Source organism: Neisseria subflava (genome assembly GCF_024205745.1).
GTDB lineage: Bacteria > Pseudomonadota > Gammaproteobacteria > Burkholderiales > Neisseriaceae > Neisseria > Neisseria flavescens_B.
On sequence record NZ_CP073117.1, the window covers coordinates 1,147,529 to 1,160,970 of the forward strand.

At 48.1% G+C, this 13,442-nt stretch carries 14 protein-coding genes; all 14 read left to right on the forward strand.

All coding sequences use genetic code 11. From position 1 onward, the window contains the following. The first annotated feature begins 153 nt into the window (after positions 1-153). The gene (locus KCG55_RS05635) at positions 154-675 is read left to right on the forward strand and encodes a M23 family metallopeptidase (RefSeq protein WP_254323640.1); all 522 of its coding nucleotides are present in this window, start codon (positions 154-156) and stop codon (positions 673-675) included. 191 nt (positions 676-866) lie between these two features. Continuing rightward, positions 867-1,598 carry a hypothetical protein gene (locus tag KCG55_RS05640; protein WP_254322276.1) on the forward strand — a complete coding sequence of 244 codons (732 nt, stop codon included), beginning with the start codon at positions 867-869 and terminating at the stop codon, positions 1,596-1,598. Positions 1,599-1,648: 50 nt separating this feature from the next. Then, positions 1,649-3,013, forward strand: coding sequence for a UDP-N-acetylmuramoyl-tripeptide--D-alanyl-D-alanine ligase (locus KCG55_RS05645; RefSeq protein ID WP_254322277.1), 1,365 nt, complete (start codon positions 1,649-1,651; stop codon positions 3,011-3,013). Positions 3,014-3,028: 15 nt separating this feature from the next. Then, positions 3,029-3,178, forward strand: coding sequence for a hypothetical protein (locus KCG55_RS05650; protein WP_049335337.1), 150 nt, complete (start codon positions 3,029-3,031; stop codon positions 3,176-3,178). A gap of 101 nt (positions 3,179-3,279) precedes the next feature. Further along, complete coding sequence (gene mraY, locus KCG55_RS05655; protein ID WP_004518887.1) at positions 3,280-4,362, forward strand: phospho-N-acetylmuramoyl-pentapeptide-transferase; 1,083 nt, start codon at positions 3,280-3,282, stop codon at positions 4,360-4,362. A gap of 115 nt (positions 4,363-4,477) precedes the next feature. Further along, positions 4,478-4,957: a group II truncated hemoglobin gene (locus KCG55_RS05660; RefSeq protein ID WP_254322278.1), complete on the forward strand. Its 480-nt coding sequence runs from the start codon at positions 4,478-4,480 to the stop codon at positions 4,955-4,957. Positions 4,958-5,011: 54 nt separating this feature from the next. Further along, positions 5,012-5,620: a DUF4760 domain-containing protein gene (locus KCG55_RS05665; RefSeq protein WP_254322279.1), complete on the forward strand. Its 609-nt coding sequence runs from the start codon at positions 5,012-5,014 to the stop codon at positions 5,618-5,620. Between the two features lie 501 nt (positions 5,621-6,121). Beyond that, complete coding sequence (locus tag KCG55_RS05670; protein ID WP_156474284.1) at positions 6,122-6,613, forward strand: hypothetical protein; 492 nt, start codon at positions 6,122-6,124, stop codon at positions 6,611-6,613. Positions 6,614-6,635: 22 nt separating this feature from the next. After that, positions 6,636-7,709 (forward strand): hypothetical protein, encoded by a 1,074-nt coding sequence (locus tag KCG55_RS05675; RefSeq protein WP_003685836.1) that lies wholly within the window; start codon positions 6,636-6,638, stop codon positions 7,707-7,709. A gap of 24 nt (positions 7,710-7,733) precedes the next feature. Beyond that, positions 7,734-8,258, forward strand: coding sequence for a hypothetical protein (locus KCG55_RS05680; RefSeq protein WP_003685875.1), 525 nt, complete (start codon positions 7,734-7,736; stop codon positions 8,256-8,258). A gap of 34 nt (positions 8,259-8,292) precedes the next feature. Continuing rightward, positions 8,293-9,630, forward strand: coding sequence for a UDP-N-acetylmuramoyl-L-alanine--D-glutamate ligase (gene murD, locus KCG55_RS05685; RefSeq protein WP_254322281.1), 1,338 nt, complete (start codon positions 8,293-8,295; stop codon positions 9,628-9,630). Between the two features lie 13 nt (positions 9,631-9,643). Further along, complete coding sequence (locus tag KCG55_RS05690) at positions 9,644-10,204, forward strand: L,D-transpeptidase family protein (protein WP_254322283.1); 561 nt, start codon at positions 9,644-9,646, stop codon at positions 10,202-10,204. Between the two features lie 203 nt (positions 10,205-10,407). Next, positions 10,408-11,904, forward strand: coding sequence for an amidase (locus KCG55_RS05695; protein ID WP_254322285.1), 1,497 nt, complete (start codon positions 10,408-10,410; stop codon positions 11,902-11,904). A gap of 272 nt (positions 11,905-12,176) precedes the next feature. After that, positions 12,177-13,439 (forward strand): FtsW/RodA/SpoVE family cell cycle protein, encoded by a 1,263-nt coding sequence (locus KCG55_RS05700; RefSeq protein ID WP_070633173.1) that lies wholly within the window; start codon positions 12,177-12,179, stop codon positions 13,437-13,439. The last annotated feature ends 3 nt before the right edge of the window (positions 13,440-13,442 follow it).

The window sequence follows — 13,442 nt, forward strand, 5'->3', positions numbered from 1 at the left end:
GAAACCTTAAGGCCGTCTGAAAAAGATTTAAACCTATACAATAAAAGCAATACGACACACGCATTACGGCACGTCAGCCATTAAACCCATCACAGTTGTTTGTTTCAGAGGATTTTTTAACAAGGCCGTCTGAACAACAAGGAGACCGATTTGATGCTGAAAATGCCGACAAAAACCTTATTAATCAGTGCAGCCGTGGTTTTATTCGCAGGCTGTGCCACCAAACAACTTCCGCGTCCTACTGCCGAAATCGAGCAGTTGAGGGCGCAACAGCCTCCTGCCGAGCAAAGCCTGCCGAATCCTGTTAAAGGCAAGCGTTTTGACGACACTTGGGGTGCAGCGCGCAGTCAGGGGCGCAAGCATGAAGGTGTGGATATTTTTGCTAAGAAAAATACGCCGATACGCAGTACCACGCCCGGCATCGTAACCAAAATTGGGCGCAACCGATTGGGCGGTAAAGTTATCGGTATTCAAGGGCCGGGTGCGTGGCATTACTACGCCCACCTGAATAAATTTGCCCGTATCCGCCTGTATGAGCGAGTCAAAGAAGGGCAGGTTATCGGCTATGTCGGTAAAACCGGCAACGCTAAAACCACACCGGCCCACCTGCATTACGGCGTGTATCTGCCAAGCGGTGCGATTAATCCGTATCCGTTAATTAATCAGGACAAATAGGTCGTCTGATAAATAAGGTGCGCAATATAAGGGAGGCGCTTTTGGGTATTTTCAAAGGTTGATGTGTTTTTTCAGACGACTTCTTGCTCGTTATGCTGTTCTCCGACTGTTATACGCAGGTTCAATCTCGGTATCTCATGAGTAAAACTGTGGTATGACAAGGCTTTTTTAATATTACAGAAATAAATTAAATGATTGATTTGCAAGAAGCTTTGCTGAAGAAATATGTGGAGATTTTAAACAAGCCGGAGTATCAGGATTTGTTGCATGCAATTAACAATAAGGACAATAAATTGTCCAATATCCATTTGGGCTTTGTCCCTGAACATTATGAAAGCGCAGAACACAAAATTTTGATTGTCGGCAGAGAAACACGCAGTTGGTACGATAGTAAGAAATTTGATGAATATCATGCCGAAAATGTAAGGCAACTGATGTCGTTAAGCAAAGATTTTATTTGGCGGAATTTGACTGGAGATTTAAAAAGAAACACAAGAGGGGCTACATTTTTCAATTTCGTCCGCAGGGTTGCCAAGCGAAGTGGGAACGAAGGCATCTTATGGGCTAATATTTTTGCGGTGGACTATAAAACTAAACATCCTAAGCATTCGGATTGGTTCGAAGATATAAAAACACTTTCCTGTAAATTACTGCGTGCCCAAATTGAAATTTTAAAGCCACAGATTATTCTTTTCGTAAGCGGAGACGGCGGCGTAGCGGCGCGGAGGGAGTGCTTTCCTGATTTGTCCGGCTCGGGTCAAGGCATAAACGGCTTGAATAAGGGAAAACTGGAAAAATTTTCTTTTGAAGGTGATAAGGAAATAATATGTTACCGAGCACCTCATCCCAGTACCAGAAATCGAGAAGGAAGGCACGCTTTAAAGGTGCTTGTCGAAGAGTTGCTGCCTTCTGCCAAAATGTAAAATGCCTTTACAATAAAATGCCTGTTTGAAAAAAACAAACGAAAGAAACCATGAAACCACTAGACCTAAATTTCATCTGTCAAACGCTCGGCCTTCCGATGCCGTCTGAAAATCAACCCGTTTCGCGTATTGTTACAGACAGCCGCGATATTCAGGATGGCGATGTATTTTTCGCGCTTGCCGGCGAACGCTTTGACGCGCATGACTTTGTTGAAGATGTTTTGGCAGCGGGGGCAACGGCAGTTGTGGTTTCGCGCGAAGATTGTGCGGCTTTGAAAGGCGCGTTGAAGGTTGACGATACGCTTGCGGCTTTGCAAAAACTGGCGAAGGCGTGGCGTGAAAATGTGAATCCGTTTGTCTTTGGTATTACCGGCTCTTCCGGCAAAACGACGGTTAAAGAGATGTTGGCCGGCGTATTGCGTCATCGATTCGGTGATGAAGCTGTGTTGGCGACTGCCGGTAATTTCAATAATCATATCGGCCTGCCGCTGACTTTGTTGAAACTGAATGAAAAACACCGCTATGCCGTCATTGAAATGGGCATGAACCATTTTGGCGAATTGTCTTTGTTGACCCGAATCGCCGGTCCGAATGTTGCTTTGGTTAATAACGCTTTGCGCGCGCATGTCGGTTGCGGTTTTGATGGCGTCGGCGATATTGCTAAAGCTAAAAGTGAAATCTACGAAGGTTTGCTTTCAGACGGCATTGCGCTGATTCCGTGTGAAGATGCCAATATCGCTACATTTGAAGCTGCTACTGCGCAATTGAACGCTCAGACTTTCGGCGTTGCCAGTGGCGATGTCCATGCAGAAAATATTGAGTTGAAACCGTTGTTCTGCGAATTTGATTTGGTGCGTGGCAATGAACGTGTTGCCGTGGTGTTGCCAGTCCCCGGCCGACACAATGTGCATAATGCCGTAGCGGCGGCTGCTCTGGCTTTGGCGGCAGATTTGAGTCTTGCCGAAGTTTCAGACGGCCTGAAAAATTTCAGTAATATCAAAGGCCGTCTGAATATCAAGCAAGGCATTAAAGGCGCGACTTTGATTGACGATACTTATAATGCCAACCCCGACAGCATGAAAGCTGCCATTGATGTGCTCGCCGCTATGCCTGCGCCGCGTATTTTTGTGATGGGCGACATGGGCGAATTGGGTGAGGATGAAGCCGCTGCCATGCACGCCGAAGTTGGTGCGTATGCACGGGATAAAGGCATCGAGGCCGCATATTTTGTCGGCGACAACAGCGTTGAAGCAGCGGAAACGTTTGGCGCGGAAGGTTTATGGTTTGCTGACAAAGATCCGCTGATTCAAGTGTTGAGCCACGACTTGCCTGAACGCGCTACTGTATTGGTCAAAGGCTCGCGCTTTATGAAGATGGAAGAAGTAGTCGAGGCGTTGGCAACAACAACTGCGTAAAAGGCCGTCTGAAATATGAAAAAGATTTTACTATTGACTGGTTTGCTGATTGCCGCGTTTTATGCCGGAATGAAAGTACAGGCATTTATCTATGAAGATACCTGCTTGGATTTGGGCGGCGGAAAGAATCCCGGAAACTATCCGATTTGCGTGGTAGAGAAATAATCTTACTCAATAAGGCCGTCTGAAATTTCAGACGGCATACCGATTAATTTTTAATTGGGCGATAAGCCCGCTGTAACAACAAAAACAAAAAAGGAAGCCCCATGTTTTTATGGCTCGCACATTTCAGTAACTGGTTAACCGGCCTGAATATTTTTCAATACACCACATTCCGCGCCGTTATGGCGGCTTTGACTGCTTTGGCGTTTTCCCTATTGCTTGGTCCATGGACCATCCGCAAGCTGACTGCGCTTAAAGTCGGCCAAGCCGTCCGTACCGACGGCCCTCAAACCCACCTGATCAAAAACGGTACGCCAACCATGGGCGGATCGCTGATTTTGACCGCCATAACCGTGTCCACAATCTTGTGGGGCAACTGGGCAAATCCTTATATCTGGATTCTCTTAGGCGTCTTGCTTGCTACCGGCGCACTCGGTTTTTACGACGACTGGCGTAAAGTGGTTTATAAAGATCCTAACGGCGTGTCTGCCAAATTTAAAATGGTGTGGCAGTCCAGCGTTGCCATCATCGCCGGTTTGGCGTTGTTCTACCTTGCGACAAACTCTGCCAACAATATCCTGATTGTTCCCTTCTTCAAACAAGTTGCCTTGCCGCTTGGTGTAGTCGGCTTCTTGGTATTGTCCTACCTGACCATCGTCGGCACATCCAATGCCGTTAACCTGACCGACGGTTTGGACGGTCTGGCCGCATTCCCCGTTGTACTTGTTGCAGCCGGTCTTGCCATTTTTGCTTATGCCAGCGGCCACTCCCAATTTGCCCAATACCTGCAATTACCTTACGTTGCCGGCGCAAACGAAGTGGTGATTTTCTGTACCGCCATGTGTGGTGCGTGTCTCGGTTTTTTGTGGTTTAACGCCTATCCGGCACAAGTCTTTATGGGCGACGTCGGCGCGCTCGCGCTCGGTGCGGCACTCGGTACCGTTGCCGTCATCATCCGACAAGAATTTGTCCTCGTCATCATGGGTGGCCTGTTTGTTGTTGAAGCCATTTCCGTTATGTTGCAAGTCGGTTGGTACAAACGCACCAAAAAACGCATCTTCCTGATGGCGCCGATTCATCACCATTACGAACAAAAAGGCTGGAAAGAAACCCAAGTCGTCGTCCGTTTCTGGATCATTACCATTGTCTTGGTGCTGATTGGTTTAAGTACCCTTAAAATCCGCTAAATCTCCAAAGGCCGTCTGAAAGTTTCAGACGGCCATTATGTAAGGTAAGCATGCTTGCCTGAATCCTACGTCTCAAAATAAATCCCGCAATAATCCACACAGAAAGTCCCCAAACATGTACCAATCTTTTGGCGGCGCAACCGGCATCCGCACCCTGACCGACCGTTTCTACGACTTGATGGAACTCGAGCCGCAATACCAAGCCTTGCGCCAAATGCACGGCGAAGACATGACGCTGATTCGCGAAAAACTCTACGAATTTTTCAGCGGCTGGCTAGGCGGCCCACCCTTGTTCGAGCAGAAATACGGCCATCCCATGCTGCGGGCGCGCCACATGCCCTTTGCCGTGAATATGCAGGTACGCGACGAATGGGTCGCCTGCTTCGCCCAAGCCATGAACGAACTGGAAATCAGCAAAGACCTCGCCGAGCCAGTCCTCATCCGTATTTTTGCGATGGCGGACTGGATGCGCAACCAAAACGAAGAAGGCGTAGAACCGCCCATGCCGCCGATGGCGGTCGATCCCACCATCCGCATCCCCGAACTGAAAAACGTCTTAAAGCAATACGGCGTGGACGGTTATTTTGAAGCATAAGGCCGTCTGAAAAACGGCTTCCTTATTCCAACCTATATATCCCAGGACACTGCCATGCAGATTACCGAAACTCTAGCCCTTGCCGATTTGACCGCCGTCATTTCCATCACCATCGCCGCCATCGTCGCCATAACCGGCTACCGCAACACCAAACATTCCGCCCGTCAGACTTTCGACAACTTCACCCTGCGCTTTATCGAAACCGAAAACGCCGACCCGCACCTGTACAACGCACGACAGTGGCTCGGGCAGGCGGCAATGCAGTCCGATACCGATTTGGCCGATTATGCTGACATTGCCGCATATTTCAAAAAACACGGACTTTCAGGTAACCTCAGCATCCGCAGTCGCGCCGACGGCGGCATAGAAAGCTATACCGTTTCCCAAAATCCCGCTGCACAAAACCTGCTGCACGGCTACCTGCAAGGCAGTCACAGCCTCACAACCCTCGTCGAAGCGCGCAACACCGCCGCCGAAGCCCTGTTGCACGGACTCCTCGAAGAAAACGCCTACCGTCTTGTCCGCTGTCGCGCCTTCCTGCACGACTACGCCCGCATCCAAAACTTTATCCGTGCCAAACAAAAACACGACGCAGGATACGCGCAGGCGTTTTGCGAACTGGTACGTCAGTGGGGAGCGGATTCCGAGGGGGGAATGAAATAGCCGTCTTGCGGTAATAGGGATAGAATTTGCTTTTCAGACAACGTTTGAGGTCGTCTGAAAACCATGTTTCGATGTAAATAGGGTACTTGTATCCGATAAAACATCCGATATTGCCGCTGTTTCTATTTCTCTTGTCGTGGGAATATTAAAATTTCAGATTCAAGAATCCGAGCTATGGTCATGGTTTATTTAGACAGCAGGTATATAACCATTCTTTCCTTACCAGTCCTAAAACGGCAAAGTCGTTTTTTATCAAAGGCTGTGAAAACGAATGTGTAGTTATCGTGGTCTAAGATTAGTAGGTAAAATGCTGAATTGAATAGAGAGGAAATTTCTAAAGTTCCAGTTACGTATATTTTTAAAATTGTGGAAAAGATATAAGAAAGGATAGTTATGTTGAGATTTCTACTTGGAATTAGTTTTTGTATAACATTATCAGCTTGCCAAACAGAAACTTTGGTAAAAGATGTGAACATTTCGAAAAAACAGGAGTTGCATAATATGAATATGAATACTTATTTTGCTAAGAATGCAAAAAAATTAGATGAGGTGATACAAATTCCTAGTGAGGGTGTTAAATCTATCGACGTATATGCTCTTTATGGATTTGTTGAATCATTTTCACCCATTTCTACTGCTGAGCAAATTAAACAAAGAGTAGGGGAAGGTTTGGGTTATAAAGACTTATTTGGTACAAAATCTGTCCATTACCGTTTAGAACCAAAAGACTATTCTCATTTTTTCTCTGGTTTTAATAGAATTAAAAGTACATTAAATCCCTATGATCAATTTGATTCAGTATATTTGATATTGATTGAAATTAAGTATAACACCCATTCTGTCCAAATACTTACTCGAGAGGCAGCAGTGGGAGAAGCTTTTTTATTCAGTAAAATTATTAAGAATGATGAGAGATTTTTGATTTTATTGGATTCAAAAGGATTAAAAGAGTTATTTAATATGATCGATCCAAATCAAAATATCCTAAAATAATTAATTTAGGTTGGAGCTATTTATGACAAGCAGTGTGGATTTTAATAAAAAAGGTTTTGTTGCCAGTGTGCAAAATAAGGAAACTTTTGGGAGAGTTTTAATAGAAAATAACGCTTACAGTAATAAGTCGAAAGAGTTTGATAAAACAAAAGTCAATGCTTTAATGCCTGCGGATTTGGATGATGTCAAAAAATTAGACTTGGCTTTGCAATATTTGCAGCAAAATGAAAAAGCTAATTCACTGATTCAAAAGGCTTCTGATATGGGTGTTCATATCGTAATCTTTAAAGAGGGAGATAACACTTTTTATCCACTAAGACCCAATAATACTGATGGGATTATCTTTTGGAACCCTAATCAATCGGCAGAGATTTTTTCTGAAATTAATGGGAAAAAAGTTTCATTAGGAGTCCAATCTGCTGCTAATGTTTTGTTTCATGAGTTGGTTCATGCAACTGATCCTAATTTGGCAAAATCTGATGTTGAAATGGACAGTTATAATAAGCCTTTTGCATCAGGTGACGAGAAACATAAATTTTATAACGCTCCTGAATATTTGGCTGTAACGATGTCCAACGAAATAGTCAGTAAATTTCATAATGAGCCAATAAGACCTGATTATATCGGTGAGTCAATGTTTGTTTCTGTACCTAATCCCATCAATTCTCAAACCAATCATTACGACCAAGATGGCAACCTTATAGGTAAAACAGTCAAAACTTACGACGAAAAAAATGAAACTATCAAGACGGTAAATACTGATTATTTGCGTCAAGATGAGCGTGGTTTGCCAGTGGAAAGTGAGACGGTTACTGATATAAATGGAGAGCCTATCAAACAAATTCAAGATGAGTCCTCTTTCAACTATAATTTGCCTGACTGGAATAATTTGAACGGTAGTGATTTATACGCTGCAGTTTTGTCTGCGGACAGCAGTCAGTTAGATATGTTAGGTAAAAGTCTGGCGCAGTCGGAAGAAGGTCAGCGTATGCTGAGGCAGGGAGAAAATCTGTTGGCTGAATATAAAGAACAGCAGGAATTGGAGCGGCAACAGGAGTTGGTACATTCAAGCCGTGCAATGGTCAGAACGCTTTAAATCCGTATATTGGGGAAGGTTTAAATGGACGATAAGAAATTTGATGAGGCTATAAAGGTGTTGGTAATGTTGCGGGCGGACGTTATCGAACAGGGGCGAAAAATTGATGGCCGAATTAATGAGCAACAGCGTGCTTTGTCGGAGGAGTCTGACCGATTCAGACGACAGGTTGGTAATATAGTTGACAATGCAGGGAAAACTATCCGTCAAGAAACTGAGCAGTCGTTGGGCTTAGCAAGTGAAGGGTATAAGAAGGCAGTTGATGAATTAAATCGTGAAGTGGGAAAACTCAATAAAATTATCAAAAGCTGGTATATCGGCATAGGCGTAGTATTAGCTATTGCTGTCATTATATTGTTTGTGGTGGTGCGATATACGGTTGTTGATTTGGCTGATAGGCGTGCGGAATTGGAGAGTTATGAACATGCCATTGAAACTGCCAAAGCATTTGCTGAGTCGGATGCCTACATATGTGAAGGGCGCATTTGTATCAATACAGGTAAAAATGTCGGTAACGGCTATCGTCAGGCAAAACCGAGAAAGAAATAAAACATCGTCTGAAAAAACTTAGGACAAAACCAAAATGACTTTTCAAAATAAAAAAATCCTCGTTGCCGGGCTTGGTGGTACGGGTATTTCCATGATTGCCTATCTGCGCAAAAACGGTGCGGAGGTGGCTGCGTATGATGCGGAGCTGAAAGCTGAGCGCGTGTCGCAAATCGGTAAGATGTTTGACGGGCTGGTGTTTTACACGGGCCATCTGAAAGATGCGCTGAACAACGGTTTCGATATTTTGGCGCTCAGTCCCGGCATCAGCGAGCGGCAGCCGGATATTGAGGCGTTCAAGCAAAACGGCGGGCGCGTGTTGGGCGACATCGAATTGCTGGCGGATATTGTGAACCGCCGCGGCGACAAGGTGATTGCGATCACGGGTAGCAACGGCAAAACCACGGTAACGAGCTTGGTCGGCTATCTCTGCATCAAGTGCGGGCTGGATACTGTCATCGCGGGCAATATCGGCACGCCGGTTTTGGAAGCGGAATTGCAGCGCGAAGGCAAAAAGGCGGACGTGTGGGTGTTGGAGCTTTCCAGCTTCCAACTCGAAAACACTGAAAGCCTGCGCCCGACTGCGGCGACGGTGCTGAACATTTCCGAAGACCATCTCGACCGCTACGACGACTTGCTCGATTACGCGCATACCAAGGATAAGATTTTCCGTGGCGATGGCGTGCAGGTTTTGAATGCGGACGATGTGTTCTGCCACGCCATGAAACGCGCCGGGCGCGAGGTGAAATGGTTTTCGTTGGAACATAAAGCCGATTTTTGGTTGGAGCGCGAGACAGGCCACCTGAAACAAGGTAATGAAGATTTGATTGCTACGCAAGACATTCCGCTGCAAGGCTTGCACAACGCTGCCAACGTCATGGCTGTCGTTGCTTTGTGTGAGGCCATTGGCTTGCCACGAGACGAGTTGCTCGAACACGTCAAAACCTTCCAAGGCCTGCCGCACCGCGTGGAAAAAATCGGCGAGAAAAACGGCGTGGTGTTCATCGACGACAGCAAAGGCACGAACGTCGGCGCGACCGCCGCCGCGATTGCCGGTTTGCAAAATCCGCTCTTCGTGATTTTGGGCGGTATGGGCAAAGGGCAGGACTTCACGCCCCTGCGCGACACGCTTGCCGGCAAGGCAAAAGGCGTGTTCCTGATCGGCGTCGATGCGCCGCAAATCCGCCGCGATTTGGACGGCTGCGGTCTGAATATGACCGACTGCGCCACTTTGGAAGAAGCGGTTCAGACGGCATACGCCCAAGCCGAAGCGGGTGATATCGTGTTGCTCAGCCCAGCTTGTGCGAGCTTTGATATGTTTAAAGGCTATGCGCACCGTTCGGAAGTGTTTATTGAAGCGTTTAAGGCTTTGTAAGGCCGTCTGAAAGATGAAAGTCGGGTTGAAAATCGGCGTGGCGGCAGCTGTGCTTTTGGCTGTCGCCGCTTCGGTGTTTTGGTTTGTCGCGCCGATTCGTTCCACGACAACTGTTACCACGCCAAGCGAAGCGCCGTTGCCTGAAAATGCGGTTATCGACAGATTGGTCGTGTATAAAAGCAAACGCACCATGTCGGCGTACTCGCAAGGCAAGTTGCTGAAAATCTATCCCATTTCGTTGGGCAAGCAACCGGTCGGGCATAAACAGTTTGAAGGCGACGGCAAAACGCCCGAAGGGAAGTACCGCATCAATGAACGTAATCCCAACAGCGGCTATCATAAAAACCTCGGCGTTTCCTACCCCAACGAAGCCGACAAAGCCTACGCGGCGGCACAAGGCAAAAGTCCGGGCGGGCTGATTAAAATCCACGGCATGAAAAACGGCTGGGGTTTTATCGGCAAAAAACACCTGCAAAAAGACTGGACCAACGGCTGCATCGCGGTAACGGACGAGGAAATCGACGAACTCTACCGCAGCGTGAAACACAATGCGGAAATTGAGATTCTGCCGTAAACCTTGTGCGTCATTGCCTCAAAGGTCGTCTGAAAACGTTAAGGCAGTTTCAGACGACCTTTTTGCAGCAACGGCAAACTTGTTCTTTGCCTTTATCCGGTGTTACTGTTTCTTAAAAATTGCCTATGCGGGCAAACGGCGAAAAGGCGGGCAGCCATGCCTGACCGACAAAACGTGTGTTTATCAATCCGAAAGGAAAACCCATGAATTTTCAAGACTACATCCGTTACGATGCCGTCGGTTTGGCAGAGCTGATCCGCAAAAAAGAAGTGTCCGCTGATGAAGTGTTGCAGGCTGCTTTAAACCGCTTGGACGAAGTCAATCCCAAGCTCAATCTGTTGGCGCACGATTTGCGCGAACGCGCGGCGGCGTGGCAGGGGTCGTCTGAAAATGCCGATACGCCGCTGGCGGGCGTGCCGTTTTTGCTCAAAGACCTGCTGGCGGATTGGGAAGGCGCGCCGACATGGTCGGGTTCGCGCATGATGCAGCATTACATTGCTAAGCAAAACAGCGATTTGACCCAAGCCTATCTCGATGCGGGGCTGCGCGTGTTCGGCAAAACCACCACGCCCGAATGGGGCGCGTATCCCGTTACCGAAATAGAAATTTACGGCATCACGCGCAATCCGTGGCATTTGGATTACACCGCTGGCGGCAGCAGCGGAGGCGCGGCGGCGGCAGTGGCTTCGGGCGTCGTCCCCGCAGCGCACGGCAGCGACGGCGGCGGCTCCATCCGCTTACCCGCGCACAACTGCGGCGTGTTCGGGCTGAAACCCACGCGCGGCCGCAGCAGTTACGCGCCGAACGCATCGGAGGCATGGCAAGGTTTGGTATGCGACCATGTGTTGACCCGCAGCGTGCGCGACAGCGCGGTTTTGCTGGACATCGCCGCCAAAACCCAAGCCCGCGCCCTGTATGCCTGCCCGCCGCCGCCCGAAAACGGTTTTGCAGACAGACTGAAACAAGAAACAGGTCGTCTGAAAATCGCTTTTTGGAAACAGACATGGTTTGGCGGCGGCAACGACGAAGGCACGGAAGCCGCGTTCGCCCATAGTTTGAAACTGATGCAAAACGCGGGACACGAATTGGAAGAAGCCACCCCCGATTTTGCGCCGCCCGAACAATTAAACCGCGCCACCCGCATCATCGTCATGGGCGAAACGGCAAAACTGTTCTACCAATATCAATACGAAACCGGACAAAAACTGCCGCACCGCCTGCTTGAGCCGACAACGTGGGCAATGATTGTGCAGGGGCGGCAAATCAGCGCGGGCGAAATGGCTTGGGCGCGCGACGTGATGTTGGCGCAGGAACGTGCCGCCAAAGCATTTTTTACGCGCTACGACGTGTTGATGACGCCCGTCTGCCCGCGCACCACGCCGAAAATCGGCGAGATGATGCCGCCACCCGCCGCGCAAAAAGCCATGCGCCTGCTGTTTGGCACGCTGCGCTTGGGTTTTCTGTTGAAAAACAACCCGTTTTTAGAAAAAGAAGCCGCCGCCGCGCTGCAATACGTCGGTTATACGTCGCCGCTGAACATGAGCGGCAACCCCGCCATGAGCGTGCCGCTTTACCGGCATAACGGGCTGCCCATCGGTACTCAGTTTGCCGCCGCTCACGGACGCGAAGACACGCTGCTTAGCCTCGCCGCGCAGTTGGAACAGATACAGCCGTGGGCGGAAATACCGCAGTTGGCTTAGGGTTTGCATTTGATAAAAAGTAGCCTATTTTCCTGAAGAAAAGATTTATACAAGGCTGTCTGAGAACATAAAAGCGTTTTCAGACGACCTTTTGCCGGTATCAAAGGGTAGGGGAGGGCGCAAAGAACGTCGGAATCCGGCATCTTTAAAGATTCTGAATTGTTGGTTTGGAAATAAACCTTTAAAATAACGTTAATTCATTTTTTCAGACGGCCTCTTGCCCAATTAGCAGGCCGTCTGAATATTTTATTCAAGCCGTTACGGATGTTTTCATGATTAGTCTTTCCAAAATGCTTGACCGGCCGATTGCGCGCGATGGTCGGAAGTTTGATGTTTCTCTCTTGTGGATGGTCGTCTTAATGACGGTCTTCAGCCTGATTATGATTTATTCGGCTTCTATTGCGTATGCGGCATCTGAAGGGGGTAGCCAGTTTTCTTTTGTGTCTAAGCAGGCAATGTTTATCCTGTTTACGGTGGCCATATGCTTGCCGCTTTTCCTGCTGAAAATGAGCTTCTGGCGGCGGATTATTCCGTTTTATTTTGCTGTTTCGGGTTTGCTGTTGTTGCTGGTTTTGTTTGTCGGCCGCGAGATTAACGGCGCGACACGCTGGATTCATATCGGACCACTCAACTTGCAACCGACTGAATTTTTCAAATTGGCGACGGTCTTGTATTTGTCCAGCCTGTTTACGCGCCGTGAAGAAATGTTGCGCGATTTGGATTCTTTGGGTTGGTCGTCTTTGTTTACCGGTATTGGCGATTTGGTGTGCAGTCCTTTTAAAAGTGAAGCTCGGGTAAGGGTAAAGGAACGCTTCCGCAAGTTTAAGACCTTGATTCTGCCGATTATGTTGGTGGCGGTCGGTTTGGTTTTGATTATGGGTCAGCCGGACTTTGGCTCGTTTGTCGTGATTGTCGTGATTACCATGGGTATGCTGTTTTTGGCAGGCTTCCCATGGAAGTATTTTGCCGTATTGGTGGCGACCGTTGTGAGCGGTATGGGCTTGTTGATTTTAGCCGCGCCTTACCGTATGGCGCGTGTGGCGGCGTTTTTGGACCCTTGGAGCGACCCTTTGGGTAAAGGCTATCAGCTGACGCATTCCTTAATGGCGATTGCGCGCGGCGGCTGGTTTGGCGAGGGCTTGGGTGCGAGTTTGGAAAAACGTTTCTACCTGCCTGAAGCGCATACGGACTTTATTTTTGCCGTTATCGGCGAGGAATTTGGCTTTGTCGGGATGCTGGTTTTGGTGTTCTGCTACGGCTGGCTGGTGTGGCGTGCGTTTTCCATCGGCAAGCAGGCGCGTGATTCGGGCTTAATGTTCAGCGCGTACATTGCCAACGGTATCGGTATTTGGATTGGTATTCAAAGTTTCTTCAATATCGGTGTAAACATCGGTATCCTACCCACTAAAGGCCTGACTTTGCCGTTTATGTCTTACGGCGGTTCGGCTGTCTTTATCATGCTGGTGTGCGTTACTTTGTTATTGCGCATTGATTATGAAAACCGCCAAAAAATGCGCGGTTATTCGGTGGAGTAAAAC

Bases quoted from the DNA above. Each gene is read 5' to 3' on its own strand.
- KCG55_RS05635 (WP_254323640.1), top strand. From the start codon at position 154: ATGCTGAAAATGCCGACAAAAACCTTATTAATCAGTGCAGCCGTGGTT.
- KCG55_RS05640 (WP_254322276.1), top strand. From the start codon at position 867: ATGATTGATTTGCAAGAAGCTTTGCTGAAGAAATATGTGGAGATTTTA.
- KCG55_RS05645 (WP_254322277.1), top strand. From the start codon at position 1,649: ATGAAACCACTAGACCTAAATTTCATCTGTCAAACGCTCGGCCTTCCG.
- KCG55_RS05650 (WP_049335337.1), top strand. From the start codon at position 3,029: ATGAAAAAGATTTTACTATTGACTGGTTTGCTGATTGCCGCGTTTTAT.
- mraY (WP_004518887.1), top strand. From the start codon at position 3,280: ATGTTTTTATGGCTCGCACATTTCAGTAACTGGTTAACCGGCCTGAAT.
- KCG55_RS05660 (WP_254322278.1), top strand. From the start codon at position 4,478: ATGTACCAATCTTTTGGCGGCGCAACCGGCATCCGCACCCTGACCGAC.
- KCG55_RS05665 (WP_254322279.1), top strand. From the start codon at position 5,012: ATGCAGATTACCGAAACTCTAGCCCTTGCCGATTTGACCGCCGTCATT.
- KCG55_RS05670 (WP_156474284.1), top strand. From the start codon at position 6,122: ATGAATATGAATACTTATTTTGCTAAGAATGCAAAAAAATTAGATGAG.
- KCG55_RS05675 (WP_003685836.1), top strand. From the start codon at position 6,636: ATGACAAGCAGTGTGGATTTTAATAAAAAAGGTTTTGTTGCCAGTGTG.
- KCG55_RS05680 (WP_003685875.1), top strand. From the start codon at position 7,734: ATGGACGATAAGAAATTTGATGAGGCTATAAAGGTGTTGGTAATGTTG.
- murD (WP_254322281.1), top strand. From the start codon at position 8,293: ATGACTTTTCAAAATAAAAAAATCCTCGTTGCCGGGCTTGGTGGTACG.
- KCG55_RS05690 (WP_254322283.1), top strand. From the start codon at position 9,644: ATGAAAGTCGGGTTGAAAATCGGCGTGGCGGCAGCTGTGCTTTTGGCT.
- KCG55_RS05695 (WP_254322285.1), top strand. From the start codon at position 10,408: ATGAATTTTCAAGACTACATCCGTTACGATGCCGTCGGTTTGGCAGAG.
- KCG55_RS05700 (WP_070633173.1), top strand. From the start codon at position 12,177: ATGATTAGTCTTTCCAAAATGCTTGACCGGCCGATTGCGCGCGATGGT.